This window comes from Novosphingobium sp. THN1 (assembly GCF_003454795.1).
Classification (GTDB): Bacteria; Pseudomonadota; Alphaproteobacteria; order Sphingomonadales; family Sphingomonadaceae; genus Novosphingobium.
Window position 1 is genome coordinate 562,269 of the sequence record NZ_CP028347.1, and the last position, 21,556, is coordinate 583,824.

Consider the following 21,556-nt stretch of genomic DNA (forward strand, 5'->3'; position numbering starts at 1 on the left):
CTCCGAGAGGTCGCAGCGTTCATCGAGAGCAACCCTGAGCACCCGTTCAGGGTGAAAAGCTAGCGGCAGCTTTCCACCCCAAAACAGCCATCCAAGCCTCAGCTCTGCAGACCCCGAACCCGTCACCCCGGACTTGATCCGGGACTTGGCTTTTCTTCTTCAGCGCTTGGCCAAAAGGAAAGCGGGATCCCGGGTCGAGCCCGGGATGACGAAAATGGGTTGGGGGTCGATGGGGTTAATCCCCCAATCTCACGCCGCGCGTAGCAGCTTGGGCAGGTCCCCGCTCATCCCGCGCGCTTCGTCCATGAACCAGCGCTTCAGCGGCGCGGCGCGCTGGACGCCTGCCATGCCCAAGCGCCGCACCGCCGAGGGCAGCTTGCCGGGGATGCCGAACAGGCGGGTGAGGACGTCGGTCGCCGTGGCCACCATGAAGGTATCGGCCGCGCGCCAGCGTTCGTAGCGGGCGAGGAGTTGCGCATCGCCGACGTCGAGGCCCAGGCGCACGCCGTCCGACAGCACTTCCACCAGCGCCGCGACATCGCGCAGGCCGACGTTGAGGCCCTGCCCCGCAATCGGGTGCATGCCGTGCGCGGCATCGCCGACCAGCGCCAGCCGGTCCTCGACGATGCGCGCGGTGTGGTGGAAGTTGAGCGGATAGGACGAGCGCGGGCTGGCCAGTTCGATCTGGCCGAAGATGCCGTGCATGCGGCTGGCGACTTCGTTCAGGAACATCGCCTCGGGCATGGCCAGCACGGCGGCGGCGTCCTTCTCGGCGACGGTCCAGACCAGCGCCGAACGATGCTTGCCCCCTTCATCGAGCAGCGGCAGCAGCGCGAAGGGGCCTGCCGGATAGAACACTTCCCACGCGACATTGCCGTGCGGCTTCTCGTGCGTCAGCCCCGCAATGATCGCGCGGTGGCCGTAGTCCCACTTCGCGGGCGTGAACCCGGCCTCGTCGCGCGTCGGGCTCTTGCGCCCTTCTGCGGCGACCATGAGCCGCCCCTTCAGGATACGCCCATCCTTAAGCGTGACCGAAACGCCGTGTTCGCCGCGTTCGCGGGCGACGACGTGGCTGTTGGGGTGGAAGGTGATCGCCTCTTCCCGCGCCGCCACGCCATACATGGCAATGCGCAGATCGCGGTTGGCGTACATGCGGCCCAATGAGCCGTCACCCTCGCCCGGCTTGAAGTCGATCCGGCCCGGCTTCATCCCGTCGGTCACCGCGATCGAGGCAATCGGGCAGCCCTTGGGCCCAAGGTCCTCGGCCATGCCGAGGTTGGTGTAGAGGTTCCAGCTGGCGGTGGAGATCGCCGAAGCGCGCCCGTCAAACCCTTCGGCGGTCTGCGCCGCAGGGTCGGAATTGTCGACCACGTGGGAGGTGATCCCGGCCTTGGCGAGGCCGATGGCGAGCGTCATGCCGACAAGGCCACCACCCAGAATAACGACGTCAGCCTGCGACTCGTTCACTTCGATGCTCCACACGTGTTTGCCGTGCCACCATCGAGATCGAGGCAGCGTCCGTCAAATGCCCCTTGGGGGTCTTGAGGCCGATCAGTGCGGCAAGGCTGGGGGCGATGTCCACCGTTTCGACAGGGCTGGGCTGTTCGAAACCGGTCATCCCCTTGCGCCAGAACAGGATCGGCACGCGGCGGTCATAGTCCCACGGGCTGCCGTGGGTGGCGACATAGCCCTTGCGCGCCTGTGGAATGGCAACCACGCCGCGCTTGAGCATGACCACGAAGTCACCCGAATGCAGCGGGTTGTACGAAGCGCGGGCGCGTTCGGCCAGGGTCCAGGTTTCGGGCGAGCCGTGGGGCATCGGGGTTGCGGCGATTTCGGCGGCGGAGAGGACCTTCTCGACGAACGGGCTGGTCATCAGGATGGCGCTGGCATCGTCGATGATCTTGCCCTTGAGCCCGACGTCGAGGTCCTTGCGCAGCCAGTAGTCGCCCGCAGGTCCGTCCGACAGGATCAGTCCCTTGGGCTCGAGGCCATAGCGCTTGCCCAGCGTGGCCGACAGCGCCTCGGCCGAGACTTCCGGGCCGACGCGCGAGGTCTTTTCAAGGCCCTGCTCGTGGAGGCGTTCGGGGATGTCGAAACCGCCGTGGTCGGCGGTGAGCACCACGGCGTAGTCGATCCCGCGCTTGTCGAGGCTGGCGAAGAAATCGCCGAGCGCCAGGTCAAGCTGGGTCAACTGGATGCACATTTCCGCGCCCTCGGTGCCGGTGGCGTGGCCGACATAGTCAGTGGCCGAGAGGCTTACCGACAGGATATCGGGGACCGCGTTCCGGCCCAGCTTCTGTTCGTCCACCAGCTTGACCGCGAGGTCGAGCGTGGCGCGATCGAGGCGGGGGGAGACGCGGAACTGCTCGGCCTCACCGGCCTTCAGCGCGAAGTGGCCATTGCCGACGGAAACGTCGCCTGCCTGCACCGCGCGATCGGCGCGACGGCAATAGGCCGGCAGCGGAAACTCACCCGCGCCCTTGGCGAGGAGACGGTCGATCTCGGCGTTCTGGGCAATTGCCGTCGGGCCAGGCTCACGCCCGGCCAGCGTGACGAACTGCTTGCCCTTCCACCAGTAGACCTGATCGATATCGTGCCCGCCCATCATCAGCGCGCCGCGGTCCTTGCCGGAGACGGCGATGTTGCGGGCTGCAGGGTTTGCCTTCTTCATCCATTCGCCCAGCGTCGGCACGAGCAGATGCACGGGCGAGGCGACGTAGTCGCGCGATCCTGCCGTGCGCTTCGCAACGTCCTCGGCGCAGTAGACGACCTTCGGGCCGGTGGTTACGCTCTGGTCGATCCACGAGTTGGCGATGATGCCGGTGTGGGCGGGACGGTTGCCGGTGAGGATCGTAGAGTGGCCGGGGCAGGTCTCGGTTGCCGCGTGGCTCTGGAAGCCTGCGGGGAACACCGCCCCTTGCGTCAACCGTGCAAAGCCGCCGGTGAAGCGCTGGCGATACTGCGCGAAGATATCGGCCGAGAACTGGTCGATCGAGATCGCCACGATCAGCTTGGGCGCTCCGGCCGGAACCTGCTGGCTCACGGCAGGCGCTGTATCCTGCGCGAAAACGGAAACGACGGGGGCGGCACAAGCCAGCAGAACGGCGGCGTAACGGGAAAGGCTTTTCACGCGAAACATACTCCTGTGGGCACGTACACTGGACTCAAGGGAAGGCCAGCCGTAGGACGCCCAAGAGCGCTACGCATGGCCCGCCGGGCGCTCCTGTTCAAGGGGCCAGATGGAACCGGTAACGCCCTGATGCCGATACGCGAACTGGCCGGGATCAAGACCTTGCGCATCATAGCGATGTTTGTGACGGCGCTGTTGCTATGGGCCGTGCCCCATGCGCAAGCCGCGCCCAACCACATGCGCGCAAGCCTGATTGCCGAAGGTCCGGCGCAGCCCGGCGGCACTGTCACCCTTGCCCTGCTGATGCAGCCCGAGGCAGGCTGGCATGGCTACTGGTCCAACCCCGGCGATGCCGGTTACGGGCTGACGCTCGACTGGACCCTGCCCAAGGGCGCCAGCACCGGCGCGATGCAGTTTCCGGTGCCGCAGACGCTGGTCATCCAGGGGCTGATGAACCACGTGTACGAGCACGACTATGCCGTGCTGGTGCCCCTCAAGCTTCCCGCCGATGCCACGCCGGGCACACTTATGCCGATCAGCGTCAAGGCGCAGTGGCTGGTCTGCACCAACGAGATCTGCGTGCCCGAACGCGCCGAGTTGCAGGGCACGGTTACGGTCGGGAGCGGCGCGGGGGACAAGCGCTTCGAGGACTGGCGCGCGGCGATGCCTGCGCCGCTGGACCGGCCGGGCACCTTCGCGGTGACGGGCCAGACCCTGCGCCTTGCCCTGCCGTTTCCTGCCTCGGCCCCGCTTGATGCTCCGCACCTGTTCCTCAAGACCGAGCGGATTATCGACTACGCCGCCGCCCAGCGCTTTTTCCGCAACGGCGATACGCTGGTGGTGGAAGTGCCGATGGCCAAATCACCCGCCCCGGCCGAAAAGATCGAAGGGGTGCTGGCGATGGGCAAGGATGCCGGCGGCATCGCTTTCGCCTCGGCCCGCGGAGCCGTGCCGGAGGGCGGTGACGAAGTCGGCGGCGAAGGGACGTTCACCGCAGCGACGCTGGCGTTCGCCTTGTTCGGTGCATTCCTGGGCGGGCTGATCCTCAACGTCATGCCCTGCGTGTTCCCGATCCTCAGCCTCAAGGCGCTGGCGCTGGCGCGCGGCAATTCGCACAATGCCCGCAGCGAGGGCCTGGCCTATACGGCAGGTGTCGTGCTGGCCTGCCTGCTGCTCGGCGGGGTGATGCTGGCGCTGCGGGCGGGCGGAGAGCAGGTTGGTTGGGCGTTCCAGCTTCAGGAGCCGGGCGTGGTTGCGGTGCTGCTGCTGCTGGCGGTTGCGATCACGGCCAATTTCGCCGGCCTTTACGAACTCCCCGGCCTTTCGGTCGAGCGTGGTGCAGGCCATTCGGGAGCATTCGGCACCGGCCTGCTTGCGGCTTTCGTCGCCACGCCCTGCACCGGGCCATTCATGGCCGCAGCGATGGGCGCGGCGCTGGTCCTGCCGACATGGGCCGCGCTGGGCGTGTTTGCTGCGCTGGGGGTTGGCCTTGCCCTGCCGTTCCTGCTGATTGGTTTCGTTCCTGCCCTGCGGCGCCTGCTGCCCAAGCCGGGCAAGTGGATGGAGCGCTTCCGCCGCATCATGGCCATCCCGATGGCACTGACCGCAGCCGGGCTGCTCTGGCTCGCCTCACGCCTTGGCGGTGAGGTGTTTGCGGCCGTCTTGCTGGCTCTCGCCATCGTGCTGGTCATCGCCTTGTGGCGCGTGGGCCAGGTGCAGCGCGGCGGGCGGTCAACCCTGCGGTGGATGGCTCCGGCGGCGGCGGTTATGATTGCCATCGCCGCAATCGGCGCGCCACGCCTTGCCAGCACGGAAGTGGTCCCTGAGGAAGACATGCTCGGCTCGGTGCCGTTTGACGAGAAGGTATTGGCCGATGCCCGGGCCAATTACATGCCGATCTTCCTCTATTTCACCGCCGACTGGTGCCTGTCGTGCAAGGTCAACGAGAAGGCCGCGATCGAGACAAGCACGGTCGACGCTGCCTTCCGCCTCCGTGGCGTGATGGTGATGAAGGGCGACTGGACGCGGCGCGACCCGAGAATCACGCGCTTCCTGGCAAGCCATGGCGCCGCGGGCGTGCCGCTTTACCTGTGGTATCCCAACGGCGGGGGCGAGCCGCGCCAGTTGCCGCAGGTGCTGACCAAGGACATGCTGGTCGAACTCGTCGGGGAATAAGCCCTTATACCAAGCTGCACAGCTTGGTATTACAGGCTCTGCCCGTCATCCACCGAGATGAAGGTGCCGGTCACCTGTCGTGATGCGTCCGAGGCGAAGAACAGCATCATGTCGTCCAGCGCGGTGATGTCGGTCAGGCGCTTGCGCGGCCATGAGGCGATCTGGGCCTTGCCACCTTCGCCATCGAACCATTCGCCGTCGATCTCGGTACGGATGTAGCCGGGCTGGATCACGTTGACGTTGATCCCGAGGCGTGCCCATTCGCGGGCGAATTGGCGGCCGAGGTGCTGCACGGCGAGCTTCGTGGCCGCATATGCGGCATCGCCGGTGGCGGTCATCTGCGCGGTGATCGATCCGGTAAGGATGATCCGGCCCTTCTCGCTCTGTTTCAATCCCGCCGCGATCATCCGCCGCGCTCCTTCGCGCGCTGTCAGGTAGACACCGTTGAAGTTTGTATCGACCACCCGGCGCATCGCTTCGGCCGGCAGATCGATCGAGCGGCCCGCTTCGACGATGCCGGCGTTGGCGACGACGACATCGGGCACGCCGACACCGGCTTCGGCCGCATCGAAGGCCGCGACGATCGAAGCTTCGTCGGTCACGTCGAGAGCAACGGCGAGTGCCTTGCCTCCTTGACCGTTGATCTCGTCGGCAAGGGCGGCCACGCGCTCAACCCTGCGCGCGCCGATGACCACCGATGCGCCGGCGGTTGCGTAGAGGCGGGCAAAGTGTGCACCGAGGCCCGATGACGCCCCGGTGATCAGCGCAACGCGGCCTGCGAGCGAATAACGTGGGGCTTCCATGGTTCTCTCCCGATATGGCGCGAACCATTTAAGCGCATGGTTAAATCTGGCAACCCGCTTTTCGCCGGGGCAATCACTTCCCTGTGCTTTCCACCAGTCCGCCACCCAACGCGCGGTAGAGTTCGACCATGTTCGCCGCTTTGATCAGCCGCGCCGAGATCAGCGACTGCCGCGCATTGTAGAGTGTGCGCTGCGCATCGAGCGGTTCGAGGTAATTGGCGACGCCCGCGTCATAGCGCGACTGGCTGATCCGATAGGCGGTGGCCGCATTGGCCTCAAGCGAGGACTGGGCACGGATGCTTTCGTCAATCGTCCCGCGCCGCGCCAGTGCATCGGCCACTTCGCGAAACGCGGTCTGGATTGTGCGTTCGTAGGTGGCCAGCGCTGCATCGCGCGACGCCTTGGCTGCGGCGAGGTTGCTGGCCGTGGCGCCACCATCGAAGATGCGCTGCCGCAGTGAGCCGTTCACCGTTTTCTGGAATTCGCCACTGTTGAAGATGTTGGTGAGCCCGGCACTGGCAAAGCCGAACAGGCCGGTGAGCGAAAGGGTCGGGAAAAAGGCAGCGCGGGCCACGCCGATGTCGGCATAGGTGGCTTTCAGGTCGTGCTCGGCCGCAAGCACGTCGGGGCGACGCAACAGGACTTCGGACGAAAGCCCGACCGGCAGGGCATCGCGCAGTTGGTCGCCCGTCCCAAGGGTCGTCGGCAGTAGGTCATCGCTAAGCGGCTTTGCGACGATAAGATCCAGCGCATTGCGCGCCTGGGCAAGGCTGGTGCGAAAGTCCGCAACCGCCGCCTCGGCGCTGTTGAGCGCAGTCGTCGCCGTGGCGACTTCTAGCCTGGTGCCGATGCCATTGGCTTCACGCCGCACGTTCACGTCGAGCGTGCGGCGACGGGAGGCGACGGTGTCCTCGGCGATGCGCAGGGCGTCGGCCGTCGCCGCGTAGGACAGCCATGCGCTCGCCGCCTCGGCGACCAAAGCGATCTGCGTTGCCTTGCGGCCTTCCTCGGTGGCGAGATAGGTCTCGAGCGAGCTGCGGCTCTGATTGCGCAAGCGCCCCCACAAGTCGATCTCGTAGGCGCTCGTCCCGGCCTGGACGAGGAAATTGTCGGTCACCCGGCCCGCGGTTCCCTGCACTGCCGACAGCGTTCCAGAAGCGTTGACGATGGGGAACAGCGCCGCACGATCCACGCGGTAGAGCGCCCGCGCCCGCTCGACATTGGCCAGAGTGGCGCGCAGGTTGCGGTTCTCGGCCAGAGCCGTGGCGATGACCTGCTGCAGGCGTGGATCGACGAAGAAGTCGCGCCAGCCAAGCGCATCGACGGCAGTTTCAGCTCCGGCCAATGCTGGATAGACCCCGCCCTGAGGCAGGGACTGCGGCACTGGCGGCGTGGGCTGCACGTACCTCGGCGCGAAATTGCATGCGCTCAATGCCAGCGCAGGCAGCGCCACCAATGCGACCCGCCGCTTCATGCCGGTTCTCCTGCAGCAAGAGGCCTACGCCGGTTCTTGCGGCCAGCGACCCAGCCCTTAACCACCACGAAGAACACCGGCACAAGGAAGATCGCCAGCACGGTTGCCGAGATCATCCCCCCATCACGCCGGTGCCGATCGCCTGCCGCCCATTCGCGCCCGCGCCATCGGCGAGTGCCAGCGGAATGACGCCGGCGATGAAGGCCACGCTGGTCATGATGATCGGCCGCAGGCGCAGACGCGCCCCTTCCAGCGCAGCGTCGATGGCGCTGGCGCCTCGGGCCATGGCGAACTCGGCAAACTCCACGATGAGGATCGCGTTCTTGGCGGACAAGCCGATCGTCGTCAGCAGGGCCACCTGGAAATAGATGTCGTTGTCGAAGCCGCGCAGCGTAACCGCCAGCACCGCGCCGACAATTCCCAGCGGGATGACAAGCAGCACTGCCACCGGCACCGACCAGCTTTCGTAAAGCGCGGCGAGGCACAGGAAGATAAAGAAGATCGAAGCCGCATAGAGCAGCACCGACTGGCTTGATGCCGCGCGCTCCTGATAGGACAGGCCGCTCCACGCCGGGGTGAAGTTGCCGTCGAGCTTGCCGACGTTTTCCTCCATGATCTTCATCGCATCGCCCGAACTCACCCCCGGCGCGCCGCTGCCCTGAAGCTGCTGGGCAGCAATGCCGTTGAAGCGGTCAAGCCGCACCGGCCCTTGTGTCCAGCGGGTTGAAGCGAAGGCCGAGAACGGCGCCATCTCGCCGTTGTTGCTGCGCACGAACCATTGGCCAAGGTCTGCCGGCTTGGCGCGATACGGCGCATCGCCCTGCACGTAGACACGCTTGACCCTGCCGCGATCGACAAAGTCGTTCACGTAGAGCCCGCCCCAGGCGATCGACAGCGTCGAGTTGGCGCTGGCTGGCGCAATCTGGAAAGCGGTCAGCGCATCGTCATCGATGTCCACTTTCAGTTGCGGCGTGTCCTCAAGGCCGCTGAACCGGACTTGCGCCATGCGCGAATCTTCGCCTGCCAGCTTGGTCAGCTGGCGGCGCGCTGCGGTAAGCGCCTCGCGGCCTGCGCCGGCCGCATCCTGCAACCACATTTCGAAGCCCGATGAGCTGCCAAGGCCCCGGATCGGCGGCGGATTGAGGATGAAGATCTGCGCATCACGGGATTTGCGGAAGTAGGCGTTGAGCCGTTCGGCGATGGCCGAGGCGGACCTGTCGGCACCCTTTCGCTCGGACCAGTCCTTCAGCAGGATAAAGCCTTGCCCGGCATTCTGCGCTGATCCGGACTGTCCGCGGCCCATGACCACGAAAACCGCCTTTATGTTGTCGGCCTCGGCCTTGCGGATGTAATCCGAAATGCCCATCGCCACGGCGCGGGTCTGCTCCGAGGTCGAGCCAACCGGCAGCTGGTAGCTGATCGAGATGTTGCCCTGATCTTCATCGGGCAGGAAGCTGGTCGGCAGCTGCACATAGAGCACCACCATCGCGATGGTGATGCCGATGAAGGCAATCATCCAGGCGGAAGGACGCGCGACGACCCGGGCCAGCCGCTTGCGATAGCGCCCTTCAAGACCGGAATAGCCCGAATTGAACGCGCTGAAGAAGCGCCCCTTGGGCCTTTCGTGATCTGCCACGGGCTTCAGCAGCGTGGCGCACAAGGCTGGCGTGAACACCAGCGCCACCAGCACCGAAAGCGTCATGGCCGAGACGATAGTGACCGAGAACTGGCGGTAGATCGCGCCGGTCGATCCGCCGAAGAACGCCATGGGCACGAACACGGCGGTCAGCACCAGCGTGATCCCGATCAGCGCCGAGGTGATCTCCTCCATCGACTTGACCGTCGCCTCGAGCGGACCGAGCTTTTCCTCGTGCATCACACGCTCGACATTCTCGACGACGACGATGGCGTCGTCCACCAGCAGGCCGATGGCCAGAACCACGCCGAACATCGTCAAGGTGTTGATCGTGTAACCGAACAGGAAGAGCACGCCAAAAGTGCCGAGCAGGACGACCGGAACGGCAATCGCCGGGATGAGGGTGGCGCGCCAGTTCTGCAGGAACACGAACATCACCACCACGACCAGTGCGATCGCTTCGAAAAGCGACCAGACCACTTCCTCGATCGAAAGCTTGACGAAGATCGAGCTGTCGCGCGGATAGGCAACGGCATAGCCTTCGGGCAGGTCGGCCGAGAGTTCCTCCACTCTGGCCTTGACCAGATCGGCGGTGCGGGTGGCATTGGCGCCTGAGGCGAGGCTGATCGAAAGGCCGGTGGCGGGCATGCCGTTGAACCGGCTGAGCGCGCCGTAGCTTTCCTCACCCAGTTCGACCCGGGCGACGTCCTTGAGCTTTACCACTGAGCCGTCGACATTGGTCTTCACGACCACATTCGCAAACTGCTCCGGCGTTTCAAGGCGCGAGCGCGCGGTGACCGTGGCATTGAGCCGCTGCCCTTCCGGCGCAGGATTGGCGCCAATTTCGCCTGCGGCAACTTGCGTGTTCTGCGCCTGAAGCGCCGCTGTCACGTCGGACGGCATCAACTGCACCGCCGCCAGCCGCAAGGGATCGAGCCAGACCCGCATGGCGAAGGAGCCGCCGAAGACGTTCGTGCTGCCGACGCCTTCCACGCGCGAGATTGGGTCCTGGAAGTGCGTGGTAAGGTAATCGGAGATGTCGGAATTGGTCGCGCGGCCCGTCTTGTCGTAGATCGAGACGACCATCAGCTGATCGGACTGCGCCTTGTTGACGTTGACGCCCTGCTGCTGGACCACCGCTGGCAGTCGGCTCACGGCGCGCGAGATCGCGTTCTGGACCTGAACTTGCGCAGTATCGGGATCGGTACCCTTGTCGAAGGTGACGGTGATGTTTGCCGAACCGTTCGACGAGGTCGAACTGAAGTACAGCATCCCGTCGAGGCCCTTGAGCTGCTGCTCGAGGACCTGGGTGACCGAATTCTCGACCGTCGAGGCGTCGGCGCCGCCGTATGTCGCGTTGATCGAGACCGTTGGCGGCGCGATATCGGGATATTGCTCCACGCCCATGGTGCGCAGTGCCAGCAAGCCGGCGGCCATGATGACGATGGCCAGAACCCACGCGAAGATCGGGCGATAGGCGAAGAACCGGGAAATCATCCGCGATCAGTTCCCGCCGCTCTTTTCGGATGCCGCTGGCCCTTGGGCTTCAGGCTTCGAACCAGCCGGCACCACCTTGACCTTCTGCCCTTCGCGGGCACTGATCAGACCTTCGACCACCACCCGGTCGCCCGGCTTCAATCCTGATGTGACCAGCCAGTTCTGCCCAACCGGATTGTCGGCAACGACATCGCGCTTCTCAAGCTCGTCCTTGGCATTGGCGACAAGCACGCTGGCCCGGCCACGCGGATCGCGGCTGACGGCGGCCTGAGGCACGAGTATGCCGTTGGGCACCGTGCCCTGCCCCACCCGGGCACGCACGAACAGGCCGGCAAGAGGTCCCCCTTGGGATTGGGCACGACGGCGCGAACGGTGATCGTCCCGGTTTCGGGATCGACGTCGATGTCAGCCGGATTGAGCTTGCCTGCCACCGGATAGGTGCTGCCATCGGGCAGGATCACGGTTACCGGTGCCGCTCCGGCAACGAGCTTGCCGCTTTCGATCGCGCGACGGAGCGCAATGAAGTCAGCCCCGACTGCTTGATGTTGACGTACATCGGATCGAGCCGCTGCACTTTGGCCATGGGTGTGGCCTGGGCGTTCGTCACCAAAGCGCCCTTCGTGACCATCGAGATGCCGATGCGTCCGCTGATCGGCGAGGTGACGCGGGTGAAGCCGAGGTTGACCTGAGCCGATGAAAGTGCGGCCCGCGCCTGTCCCACCGCCGCGCGTGACTGGTTGTAGGCCGCGCGGGCATCTGCCGCTTCCTGCCGGCTTACCCCGCCCTGCTCCGCCAGAAGGGCAAAGCGTTCGGCCTTGAGGCGGTTGGCCTCCACCGTCGCCTGCGCGGCGGCCAATGACGCCGAGGCCTGCGCCTGGCTGGCGGCATAGAGCCGGGAATCGATCTGGTAGAGGGGCTGCCCGGCCCGCACGAACGAGCCTTCCTGGAACAGCCTCGCGGTTACGAGCCCAGCCACCTGCGGGCGCACTTCGGCGATCTCCGAGGCTTCCGTACGACCGGATAGTTCGGTCGTCAGTTCGACCGGCTCGGTTCTTGCCACCATGACACCGACGACCGGCGTCGGCTTTTCCTTCTGCGCGTCGGCAGAACCGCAGGACGAGAGCGCCAGCGCCGAGGCAACAACGATAGGCAGGGCAAATACAAAGCGGTTGGTCGACGACAAGGACAGTCTCTCTCGAAATCTCGATCGTTCCATCGCACCGGCCACAGCAGAATCGTGAATCACGCCCTGTGCGGCGCCATCCGTGCTGCAAGTGCGAGATGCGTTTCCGGCCCGTGTCTAGCAGATTGCCGCCTTGGCGCACGCCCCTTGATGGGCAAGTGCAAAAGCTGCGACACAAAGTTACAACTGGCCTTGAAGTTCCTCAAAATCTCCGATTCGTCGCAGTGCAAGTCCAAAATCGCCGCAAAATCACTGGTAGCGCGCGAAATTCGGTGGAAAGACGGCTGCAGGCCATGGCTTTCGCGGTTCTGCTTGCGTTAGCCGTGCCGTCCCTTTCCAGCAGAGGACATCAGGACAATGAACAACAGCGACCTCGCAGATACCATCGCAGCAAGCCACGGCCTTTCGAAGGCAGACGCCCGCAAGGTCGTCGATGGCGTGTTTGCCGCGATCGCCGACGCAGCCGCGAAGGGCGAGGAAGTCTCGCTGAACGGCTTCGGCAAGTTCAAGGTCAAGAACACCCCGGCCCGTGAAGGCCGTAACCCCTCGACCGGCGCCACCATCCAGATCGCAGCTTCGAACAAGCTGACCTTCTCGGCTGCCAAGGCGGTCAAGGACAAGCTGAACGGCTGATCCGTTCCGGACCGGCGCCTGCCCCTGCGGGCGCCGGGTCCACATCCTGCTGGGCACAAGGCCCGCAAGCATTACGCCGGTAATCCGGCGATGAAGCCGTGATCCCGTTCAGACGGTCGAACCGGCATCCGCTTCCAGAACCCCATCCGATTCTGCCGGCACGCCGCATCGCCCCGTCACGTCCTCATCAGGGCCAAGGAGCCCTGCCGTAGATTATCCAGCAACCTTGGCGGACGGGATGAGCCATTAATCACTTTAGTTAACGACCATCTGGGCAAAGCCCCAAGTCACAACATTAAATCCTGTTAAACTTGCCCTTGCATCGCGCTAAAATCCCGCAGATGCCGCTGAATATAAACGAATTTCCATTTTTATGTTGGTAAACGACCGCCAACTCAGGCCCCGCCTGAGGCCGGTCAGAATTAACCATTGCTTAGGGCGCTCTACCTAGGAAATCCCCTTGTCCGGCCAGTTCGCCGGCAAAGGTTTGTGCAACATCCGGCACGATCCTTCTCGGGACAACTCCGGTAGCTCCGGAGTGTTGGATAGGGGAATTGAGATGAAGAAGTTGCTTGCCAGCGCGGCAATCGCCGCCGGGCTTCTGGCCGGAGGTTCCGCCTTCGCCCAGAGCGCCGCGAATACCAGCAGTGCCACTGCAACGGGGTCGGTCACCATCGTCCGTCCGCTGACGATCACCAAGAACAGCGACCTTGCCTTCGGTCGCATCGTGCGCCCCCGCACGGGCGGCACCGGTACGGTCACGCTCGCCAACACCGGCAACTCGGTTGTTGCCGCCAGCGGCGCCGTGGCGCTCGCCAGCACGACCAGCCGCGCCCAGTTCACTGTCGATGGCGAAGGTGGCCAATCCGTCACCACCTCGATCCCGGCAACGGTCAACCTGACCAGCGGCACCAACACCATTCCGGTGACGCTGCTGCCCGACTTCGGCAACACGGTGACGCTTTCGGGCGCACTGGCCGCCGCTGGATCGGCCACGCTCAACGTCGGCGGGTCGTTCAGCCTGCCCGACACCCAGGCTTCGGGTGCCTACACCGGCAACTTCACGGTAACTGTCACCTATCAGTGATGGAACTTCAGGGGAGCATTGCCGCAACTGCGCGGCAACTTCCCGAGGCAGACGGCAACCGTCGGCGAGAGGGGGACAAGCCATGGACGCGGGATCGAAGGTTCGCATCGGGCATATTGCCAAGGCGCTCCTCGCTGCTTGCGCGACCATGGCCTCGCCAACGGTTGCCCATGCTGCCACCGCACCCGCATCGGCAGAGGCGGCCGTGGTCATCCTCGAACCGGTTGGCGCCGGATTCTCGTTCGACATCCTGAGCGACGCCGTTTCCGCGGTGTTCCTCAATGGCGATGCGGGAGACTCGGTCTCGGTGCTGATGTCACCGCGCAAGCCGGGCCAGAAGGGCATGCCCCGTGACGCCAGCGGCGTTCTGGTCATGGCGAGCGGCGTCTACCGCATCGATCTGCTGCAACCGGCATCATCCGACGCACGCCTGCGCGGCGCAATACGCGGCAGTGTTCCAGGCGACCGTTCCATCCTGTTCCTCGCGCAATTCAACTGAAGGTCATAGAGCCATGAAGCGCAACCTCCTGATCATGCCGGGCCTCCTGACCTTGCTGGCGCCTGCAATGGCGGCTGCACAACAGGCACCGCTGCCGATTACCGCGCCCAAGGCGCAGGACACCCAGGTGACCGTCCCGGTTCAGGCGGCCGCGGCCAACATCAACATTACGCCCCGCCGCGTGATCTTCGATTCCACCAAGCGCACCGAAGCGGTCTACGTATTCAACCAGGGCACCACCCCGGTGACGGTTGACGTGGCGCTGGTCGACAATGCCATGCTGCCCTCTGGCGAGATCGTGCCGATCAGCCGCCTCGCAGAACGTGGAGCCGAGGGACTTGGCGCGAAAGTGCGATCGGCCAAGCCTTTCGTGCTCGCCGCGCCCAGCCGCCTGATCCTGCCGCCGGGCCAGGGCAAGACGATCCGCGTTCGTGCCACCTTGGCCGACACCGGCGCGACTGCGGAGTACCGCACCCACCTTACCGTCACCACGGTGCCGCCCGCCGATGCGGGGCTGACCGCCGAACAGGCCGCCGCCGCCGAAAAGGGCGAGCTGGTTCTTCGCATTCAGTCGGTCTTCGGCATCTCGATCCCGCTGATCGTGCGGGGCGGCACTCCCGATGCAACCGGCGGAATTGGCGCGATAACGCCCGCCACCACGCGCGATGGCCCTGCACTTGCAGTCACCTTGCAGCGCAAGGGCACGACTTCGCTTTACGGCAATCTCGAACTGCGCACGGCCAAGGAAGTTGTCGGCGTGGCGCGAGGCATCGCAGTCTACCCGGAAGCTGACGAGCGCCAGGCCCTCGTGCCTCTGCTCCGCCCGCTCAAGCGCGGCGAAGTGGTGACCGCCACCTACAGCGCCGACGACGGGAAGAAGCCGGTCGAGATCGCCAGCGGAAGCTACACCGCCCCCTGAAATGACCGCAACGCTGGCCATTCTGGCCCTGGCCGCTGCCAACAGCAGCGCGCCAGCGGGACCGGCTGCGCCCGTGCAGGCCCCCGATTCGCTGGTCGGGTCGTCTGCGCTCGGCACAACGCAGGCTGCGAACGAGGACCTCCTGCTGTTTTCCGTGCAGCTTGACGGCACCACGATCAGCGAGGCTTTGACAGCCTATGGCGATCCCGCAGACCCGCTGCTGCCGCTTGGCGAGCTGACCCGCCTGCTCGAACTTCCGCTCGATATCGATGTTGCAAACGGCGTCGCATCGGGGCGCATCGGCGAAGGCCAGCGTCCGATCACCATCGACCTGAGGTCAGCGCAGGCTCTGATTGGCGGCAAGGTTGTCGCGCTGATTCCGCCCGACAGCCTCGTCTCCGAAACCGACATCTACCTGCGAGCCTCTCTGGTGGCCAAGCTGCTGCCGCTGAAGATCACGTCCATCGCCGACGAAATGATCCTCACACTCGAGGCCACGGAAAAGCTTCCCTTACAGGCACAACGCGAACGCCTGGCCCGCATGGCAGGTCTGGCCGGCCAGCCCGAGACGCAGGACGATGCGATGCGCGTGGCAACGCCGTACCGCTGGGCCAGCGCCCCCGCTTTCGATTTCACGACCGAGCTTGGCTACAACAGCGAAGGCGTCAACGGCGGCGGCCGTGCAGTCACGCGGTTCGAAGGGCGGGTTGCGGGTGATCTGCTGAAAGCCGGCTTCAACGCCTGGATCGCCACTGACGATCACGGCGATCCGGTTTCGGCCCGCCTCGCCTTCACGCGCCGGTCCGAAGAAGGCCGGCTGCTCGGCTCGCTCGGCGGCACTTCGGCCGCGCTGGGCGATGTCTTCACGCCGCCGCAGGTCATCGGCGCGCGCAGCCTTGGCGGGGCGGGTTTCGCATTCTCCTCCTCGCGCCTTGACGAGGCGAGCGTGTTCCAGCGCATCAACCTGCGCGGAGAACTGCCGCTGGGATACGATGCCGAGCTCTACGTCAACGACATCCTGCGCTCTGCCCAGCGCGGTGCGGGGGTGCAGGGACGCTATGAATTCAACGATATCCCGCTGGTGCGCGGCCGAAACGCCCTGCGCGTCGTGCTTTACGGTCCGCGCGGAGAACGCATCGAACGCACCCGCGTGATCAACGTGGGTGGCGGCCAGCTTGCTGCGGGCAAGACCACTGTCGATCTCGGCATCGTCTCGCAGGACCGGACCGTAATCGACCTGTCTGATGCGAACCTCAGCGGCTTTGCCAAGGGCAAGGGCGATCTGCGCGCCACCTTCAACATCGCCCACGGCATAAGCGAGCACCTGACCTTTGCGGCCGGCCTGTCGCGCTTCACCGACTTTGGCGGCAGTTCACACGTCATCGGTTTGATCGGCACGCGCAACTCGTTGCTGGGCCTTGCGGTGCAGACCGACCTTGCCAGCGACTTCGCAGGCGGGCGTGCAATTTCGCTGGGCCTTGCCGGACGCATCGCCGGCGTGAGCTTCCTTGGCCGCCATGTCGAATACGGCGGGGGTTTTGCCGACGAAGCCAATACCGCTTTCGATCCGTCGCGCCCGATGCGCCGCTATAGCGAAGTAGTCTTCGACCTCGCTGTGCCGCTGCCCGGCTCGCTTGGCCTGCCGGTCTCCGGTCGGTTCGACCGCGCCGAGTTCGTCGACGGCAGCCAGACCCTCTCGGCCCGGGCACGCACCACGGCGAATGTGGGGCAGACCTTGTTCGCCATCGGTGCCGACTACAGCCACCGCACGCAGGGCGGCTTTTCCGACACTCGGATCAACGCCAATCTCGGCGCGATGCGGTTGATCGACTACAAGTGGCAGCTTCGCGCCACTGCCGATTTCGGGATCAAGCCCGGCACCCGGCTGGAAACGCTGGGCTTTGCCGCTGACCGCGCAATTGGCGATCGCTACAGCCTGCGCCTTGGCGCGACCCGCAATTTTGCTGGGCGCGATACGGCATTGCAGGCGGGCTTTACCGCCCGCTTGCCCATGGCGACGGCAACATTGGGCGGCGACTGGTCAACGAGCCAGAACCGCTGGCGAGTGGGCGTCCAGCTCAACTTCGGGATAGCGCGGGACCCGCTGCAGGGCCGCTATCGCGTTACACCTCCAGGTCCTGCCAACGGGGCAAGCGCTGCGCTCCTCGCGTTCATCGACGCGAATGCCAACGGTCGGCGCGATCAGGGCGAGGAAGCGGTGCCCGGCGTGGTGGTGCAAGGTGGCGGGCTGAAGACCGTGACCGACGGGCAGGGCCGGGCGTTCGTGACCGGCCTGGGCGATGGCAACATGACTTCGCTGCGCGCCGATATCTCGGGCACCGATACCGTCTTCGTGGCGCCTCCGCCGCAGAACATCACGTTTGCCGCACGTGCAGGGGGAGTTGCGCGGATCGACTTTCCGCTGGTGCCCACATCCGAGCTGGTCACGCGCATCCGCTTCCGCGGCCGCGATGGCGCGTTGAGCGGCCTGTCGGCGGTCAAGGTGCGGCTCGTTTCGTCCAAGGGCGATGTCGCATCCGGCATGACCGAGTTCGATGGCACCGTAGTGTTCGACGCGGTGAAGCCGGGCAAGTATGCAATCGAGATCGACGCCGACCAGGCCGCCCGCCTCGGCATGCGGTTGAAAGAGCCGTTGTTTGCAATAGTGGGTGCCGATGGACGGGTGGTTGATGTCAACGGTGAAGTCGCGTTCAACGAACACGTACAGATGGTGAAACGCTGATGATCCGCTTGCTGCTGGCCGCGCTGTGCATCGTCTTGTTGCCGTTCGTGCCGATTTCGGCAGCGCATGCCCAGAGCTACACGGTCGACACGATCACTGATGCCAACTTCGGCGATATCGTCTCTGCCGCGTCCGGTCAGACGGTACTGCGGTCCAGCGCCTCATCCGGATCGGTCACGGTGGTCTCCGGCTCGGGGGTGCGGCTGTCAAACACGTCCGCAAACGCCGAGGTCACGATTTCGTGCAGCAATACCTTTGCGTGCAATACCACGAATGTTCAGGTCACGCTGGCACTGGCCGGATCGCCTACGGGGCGCGTCGGATACATCACCGCGATCAGCCTTGCCAACGGCACCGCCACGGTTACCTCAGCCTACAGCGCGGGGAGCTATATCGTGATCAATCTGGCCCCCATTCCGCGCAGATCATCACGCACGTTCCTGATCGGCTTTGACCTGCCCGTAGACGGCAACGACTCTGCCGATCCGACAGGGAGCGCGACCAGTTCCTACCTGATCACCGCACAGCGCGCGACGGGCGGGGGATCGGATTCGCTTGTCGGCAACATCATTGCCAAGGTCATCCGCCCTGTCAGCATTGCCAAGACACAGGACCTGCAGTTCGGCTCGGTCACGCGGCCCACCAGCGGTTCGGGGGCTGTTACGCTGACGCCCGACGGCATTGTTTCGGTCACCGGGACCAATGTCCGCCGCTTTCCGTCACCCGCTGCGACGGCGGCACAGTTCACGGTGAGCGGGGAAGGCGGTCAGGCGGTAACCGTTTCGGTGCCGACGACGATGACGTTGTCAGGCAGCGGCGGCTCGGTCACGGCCACATTGACCAATAGCGGGGGCGGCGCGCAAGTGTTGAGCGGTGCAACCGGCTCGGTCGGTACGGTCGATGTCAGTGTGGGAGGTTCCGTGCCGCTGACGGGCTCCTCGGCGCTCGGTACGCTGACAGGCACCATGACGGTGATGGTGCAATACAACTGACGCGACGAGCGATCGCGCGCCTCACAGAACGAAGTGGTCTCCGGCCGCCCGGACAGTCACTTCGGAAATCGAGACGCCCCAAGGCTGGTCGATCGCGTGGATCACGGCATCGGCGATATGTTCGGGTGCAAGGCTGGCATAGTCGATGGCTTCGGGATCGAGCCGCTCCGCCGGGAACGTGCCTTGCGCCATCTGACCGACCATATCCATGAAATCCGGCATGTTGTGCGCAACGATGCCAATGCCGGCGGCCTGGTTGACCACAGTGCCGGAAAGGCCGGTTGTCGGCACACCGGTCGGCTTGATCGTGGTCACCTTGATCCGTCCGCGGCTTTCCACTCGCAGCGATTCCGAAAGGAAGTTCACCGCCGATTTCGACGCGCCATAGACCGCCGCGCCTATCACCGGGAAATTGCCGTAGATCGACGAGATGTTGACGATCTGCCCGCGTCCTGCCGCGATCATCGGATCGTAGGCGGCGACCATGCCGTTCAGCACACCCTTGATGTTGATGTCGATGCAGCGCTCCCAGGCGGGATAAGCCGCCTCGTGGTCCGAGAAGAACGCCAGCGGCATGATCCCGGCGTTGTTGATCATCACGTCCACCGCGCCGTACGCATCGAGCGAAGCGGCGACCAATGCCTTGACCTGCGCCAGGTCACGCACGTCGACAGCCACTGCCTGCGCCTTGCCGCCTTCTGCAAGGATGGCATCGGCCACGCCTTGGGCAGCAGCAAGGTCGATGTCGCCCAGCGTGACGCTGGCCCCCATCCCCGCCGCCTTGCGCGCCACCAGGCTGCCAAAGCCTCCACCTGCGCCGGTAATGATGATCGACTTGCCGGCAATGTGTCCGCTCATGCGCTTGTCCTTCAAAGTGCCGACGGCATTGCGTCGATCAGGATCGTCTTCATCTCGAGGTAGGGAAACAGGCCTTCCGGGCCACCTTCCCGGCCAATGCCCGATTGCTTGAACCCGCCGAACGGCAGGCCGAAGTCCATGCGCAAGCCGTTCTGCCCGAAGCCGCCGGTGCGTACGCGCCGGGCGATGCGGTAGGCGGCGTCGGCGTCTGTCGTCAGCACCGAACCATTGAGGCCATAGGCGCTGGCATTGGCAGTGCGGATCGCGTCTTCCTCGTCCTCGACCGGGATCAGGCTGAGGACCGGGCCGAAGATCTCCTCCTGCGCGATCCGGCTTTCGTTCTTCACGTTGGCGAACAAGGTCGGTTCGATGAAATAGCCGCGGTTGAGATGCGCCGGACGTCCGCCACCGGTGACGAGATCGGCGCTGGCCCTGCCCTCCTCGATGAACATCTCGATGCGTTCGAGCTGGCGTTTCATCGCCACCGGGCCAAGCTGGGTTTCGGGGTCATCGGAATGGCCAATCCGGACCTGCCGCATTTCTGCGGCGATGGCTTCGGCCAGTTCGTCATGGCGGTGGCGTGGCACGATCACCCGGCTGAGCATGGCGCAGACCTGCCCGCTCATCATCGTGATGGTGCCTGCCAACATCTTCGCGGCAGCATCGATCGGGAAATCATCGCGCACGATAGCCGCGGACTTGCCGCCCAGCTCCAGCGTGCATCGCGCCATCCGCGCCCCGCAGACGCTGGCGATGCGCTTGCCGGCAACGGTGCTACCGGTGAAGCTGACCTTGTCGACGCCCTCGTTGCAGACGAGATGGTCGCTCGCCTCACGGTGTCCGGTGACGAGGTTCACCACGCCTGCCGGAATGCCCGCCGCCTGCGCCGCCTCGGCGATGATATAGGCCTCGAGCGGCGTTTCCGGCGATGGCTTCATGATCACCGTGCAGCCCGTCAGCAGCGCATAGGCGACCTTGTTGGCCATGATCCCGAACGGGCCGTTCCACGGCGCAATCGCCGCGACCACACCTACCGGTTCATAGGCGATGAGCGCCGTATCCGCGGCCATGCTCGGGCGGCGTTCCACGAATTCGAACTGTTCGGCAAACCCGGCGATCTGGCCGAGCGCCATCACGCTGCCGCCATGCATCGGCCCGGCAAACGAGGCGAGCCCGCCCATCTGCGCTGTCCACGCCCGGGCCAGTTCCGGCACCCGTGTTTCAAGGTGGGCAACCATGCGACGGAAGGCAGCGATGCGCTCTGCCGGCGGCGTTGTTGGCCACGGACCATTGTCGAATGCCTCGCGCGCCGCTGCTACCGCCGCGTCCATGTCCGCCGCGTCCGCCTCGGCCACGCGGCCTACGACTTGCTCGGTATTGGGCGAGATGAGGTCAATCATCCGCCCGGAGTGGGCGGCCACCCACCGGCCGCCGATGAAGAGCTTGTCGGGATGGGCGACGTTAACGCCTTCGGGAGTCATGGCCTGGTGTCCTCTCACGCCTGCGCCAACGCGCATTCCACGCGCTCGATCAGGCCGTCCTTGATCGTGTAGAAGATGAACTGCCGCATTTCCTGCACTTCGCCCACCGCGATCGGGAAGAAGCCGTGCAGCCCGCGCGCGTCGAGCGCTTCGCGGGTCAGGTCATTCACCCCCTCTACCCGGATGACCGCATCGATGGCCGTCAGCGTATCGGAGCAGGCGAAGTTCAGAACGGTCACACTTTCCGTGACATGGTGGTGCAGGAATTCGTAGAAATCCTTGAGCGCCTGGCGCGAACGGATTTCCACGCCGAAAAACGTCATCAGCGGCGGATCGACATAGAAATCGGCGACCGCATCATAGTCCTTCGCGTTGAACGCGCGGACATAGCGATCGTAGGCCTCGCGCGTCAGCACGGTATCTCTCCCCTTGGCGGCCGGATT

Annotated in this window: 16 protein-coding genes and 1 pseudogene; 7 read left to right on the forward strand and 10 right to left on the reverse strand. The window is 65.1% G+C overall.

Annotation, left to right across the window (positions count from 1 at the left end; translation table 11 throughout):
* Positions 1–249 precede the first annotated feature (249 nt).
* Both C7W88_RS02885 and C7W88_RS02890 read right to left on the reverse strand, forming a co-directional pair.
* Positions 250–1,467, reverse strand: a complete 1,218-nt coding sequence (locus tag C7W88_RS02885; RefSeq protein WP_118074537.1) for a UbiH/UbiF/VisC/COQ6 family ubiquinone biosynthesis hydroxylase — start codon at positions 1,465–1,467, stop codon at positions 250–252.
* Positions 1,448–3,133 carry an alkaline phosphatase family protein gene (locus C7W88_RS02890; RefSeq protein WP_370073176.1) on the reverse strand — a complete coding sequence of 562 codons (1,686 nt, stop codon included), beginning with the start codon at positions 3,131–3,133 and terminating at the stop codon, positions 1,448–1,450. The genes C7W88_RS02885 and C7W88_RS02890 overlap by 20 nt, the downstream gene beginning before the upstream one ends.
* 75 nt (positions 3,134–3,208) lie before the next feature.
* Between C7W88_RS02890 and C7W88_RS02895 the strand changes: the two genes are divergently transcribed.
* Positions 3,209–5,308: a protein-disulfide reductase DsbD gene (locus tag C7W88_RS02895; protein ID WP_240344787.1), complete on the forward strand. Its 2,100-nt coding sequence runs from the start codon at positions 3,209–3,211 to the stop codon at positions 5,306–5,308.
* Between the two features lie 29 nt (positions 5,309–5,337).
* On the opposite strand, the gene C7W88_RS02900 is transcribed toward C7W88_RS02895, so the two are convergent.
* The 5 genes and pseudogenes from C7W88_RS02900 to C7W88_RS23385 form a co-directional block, all read right to left on the reverse strand.
* Positions 5,338–6,111 (reverse strand): SDR family NAD(P)-dependent oxidoreductase, encoded by a 774-nt coding sequence (locus C7W88_RS02900; protein WP_118072421.1) that lies wholly within the window; start codon positions 6,109–6,111, stop codon positions 5,338–5,340.
* Between the two features lie 73 nt (positions 6,112–6,184).
* Positions 6,185–7,585, reverse strand: a complete 1,401-nt coding sequence (locus tag C7W88_RS02905) for an efflux transporter outer membrane subunit (protein WP_118072422.1) — start codon at positions 7,583–7,585, stop codon at positions 6,185–6,187.
* Positions 7,582–10,718, reverse strand: a pseudogene (locus tag C7W88_RS02910) (efflux RND transporter permease subunit). Before C7W88_RS02910 ends, C7W88_RS02905 begins: the two are co-directional and overlap by 4 nt.
* A gap of 6 nt (positions 10,719–10,724) precedes the next feature.
* Entirely contained in the window at positions 10,725–11,039 is a 315-nt protein-coding gene (locus C7W88_RS23380) for an HlyD family secretion protein (protein WP_240344788.1), read from the reverse strand.
* A gap of 142 nt (positions 11,040–11,181) precedes the next feature.
* A complete protein-coding gene (locus C7W88_RS23385; RefSeq protein WP_240344789.1) occupies positions 11,182–11,901 on the reverse strand; it encodes an efflux RND transporter periplasmic adaptor subunit in 720 nt (239 codons plus the stop codon).
* A 357-nt stretch (positions 11,902–12,258) separates the two neighbouring features.
* Here C7W88_RS23385 and C7W88_RS02920 point away from each other — a divergent pair, with 357 nt between their 5' ends.
* The 6 genes from C7W88_RS02920 to C7W88_RS02945 all read left to right on the forward strand — a co-directional run bounded on the left by C7W88_RS02920 (position 12,259) and on the right by C7W88_RS02945 (position 18,774).
* Complete coding sequence (locus C7W88_RS02920) at positions 12,259–12,534, forward strand: HU family DNA-binding protein (RefSeq protein ID WP_039336287.1); 276 nt, start codon at positions 12,259–12,261, stop codon at positions 12,532–12,534.
* A gap of 559 nt (positions 12,535–13,093) precedes the next feature.
* Complete coding sequence (locus tag C7W88_RS02925; RefSeq protein ID WP_118072423.1) at positions 13,094–13,621, forward strand: DUF4402 domain-containing protein; 528 nt, start codon at positions 13,094–13,096, stop codon at positions 13,619–13,621.
* Positions 13,622–13,703: 82 nt separating this feature from the next.
* Positions 13,704–14,120 carry a hypothetical protein gene (locus C7W88_RS02930; RefSeq protein ID WP_118072424.1) on the forward strand — a complete coding sequence of 139 codons (417 nt, stop codon included), beginning with the start codon at positions 13,704–13,706 and terminating at the stop codon, positions 14,118–14,120.
* 13 nt (positions 14,121–14,133) lie between these two features.
* Positions 14,134–15,039, forward strand: a complete 906-nt coding sequence (locus C7W88_RS02935; RefSeq protein WP_118072425.1) for a hypothetical protein — start codon at positions 14,134–14,136, stop codon at positions 15,037–15,039.
* A gap of 1 nt (position 15,040) precedes the next feature.
* The gene (locus tag C7W88_RS02940; RefSeq protein WP_118072426.1) at positions 15,041–17,782 is read left to right on the forward strand and encodes a hypothetical protein; all 2,742 of its coding nucleotides are present in this window, start codon (positions 15,041–15,043) and stop codon (positions 17,780–17,782) included.
* Entirely contained in the window at positions 17,782–18,774 is a 993-nt protein-coding gene (locus tag C7W88_RS02945) for a DUF4402 domain-containing protein (protein ID WP_118072427.1), read from the forward strand. The genes C7W88_RS02940 and C7W88_RS02945 overlap by 1 nt, the downstream gene beginning before the upstream one ends.
* Before the next feature lie 21 nt (positions 18,775–18,795).
* On the opposite strand, the gene C7W88_RS02950 is transcribed toward C7W88_RS02945, so the two are convergent.
* From C7W88_RS02950 to C7W88_RS02960, 3 genes are read right to left on the reverse strand one after another with little or no spacing between them, the layout of a single operon-like run.
* Positions 18,796–19,632, reverse strand: coding sequence for an SDR family oxidoreductase (locus tag C7W88_RS02950; RefSeq protein WP_118074539.1), 837 nt, complete (start codon positions 19,630–19,632; stop codon positions 18,796–18,798).
* A gap of 11 nt (positions 19,633–19,643) precedes the next feature.
* Positions 19,644–21,113, reverse strand: coding sequence for an aldehyde dehydrogenase (locus C7W88_RS02955; protein ID WP_118072428.1), 1,470 nt, complete (start codon positions 21,111–21,113; stop codon positions 19,644–19,646).
* 14 nt (positions 21,114–21,127) lie between these two features.
* Complete coding sequence (locus C7W88_RS02960; RefSeq protein WP_118072429.1) at positions 21,128–21,529, reverse strand: nuclear transport factor 2 family protein; 402 nt, start codon at positions 21,527–21,529, stop codon at positions 21,128–21,130.
* Positions 21,530–21,556 lie beyond the last annotated feature (27 nt).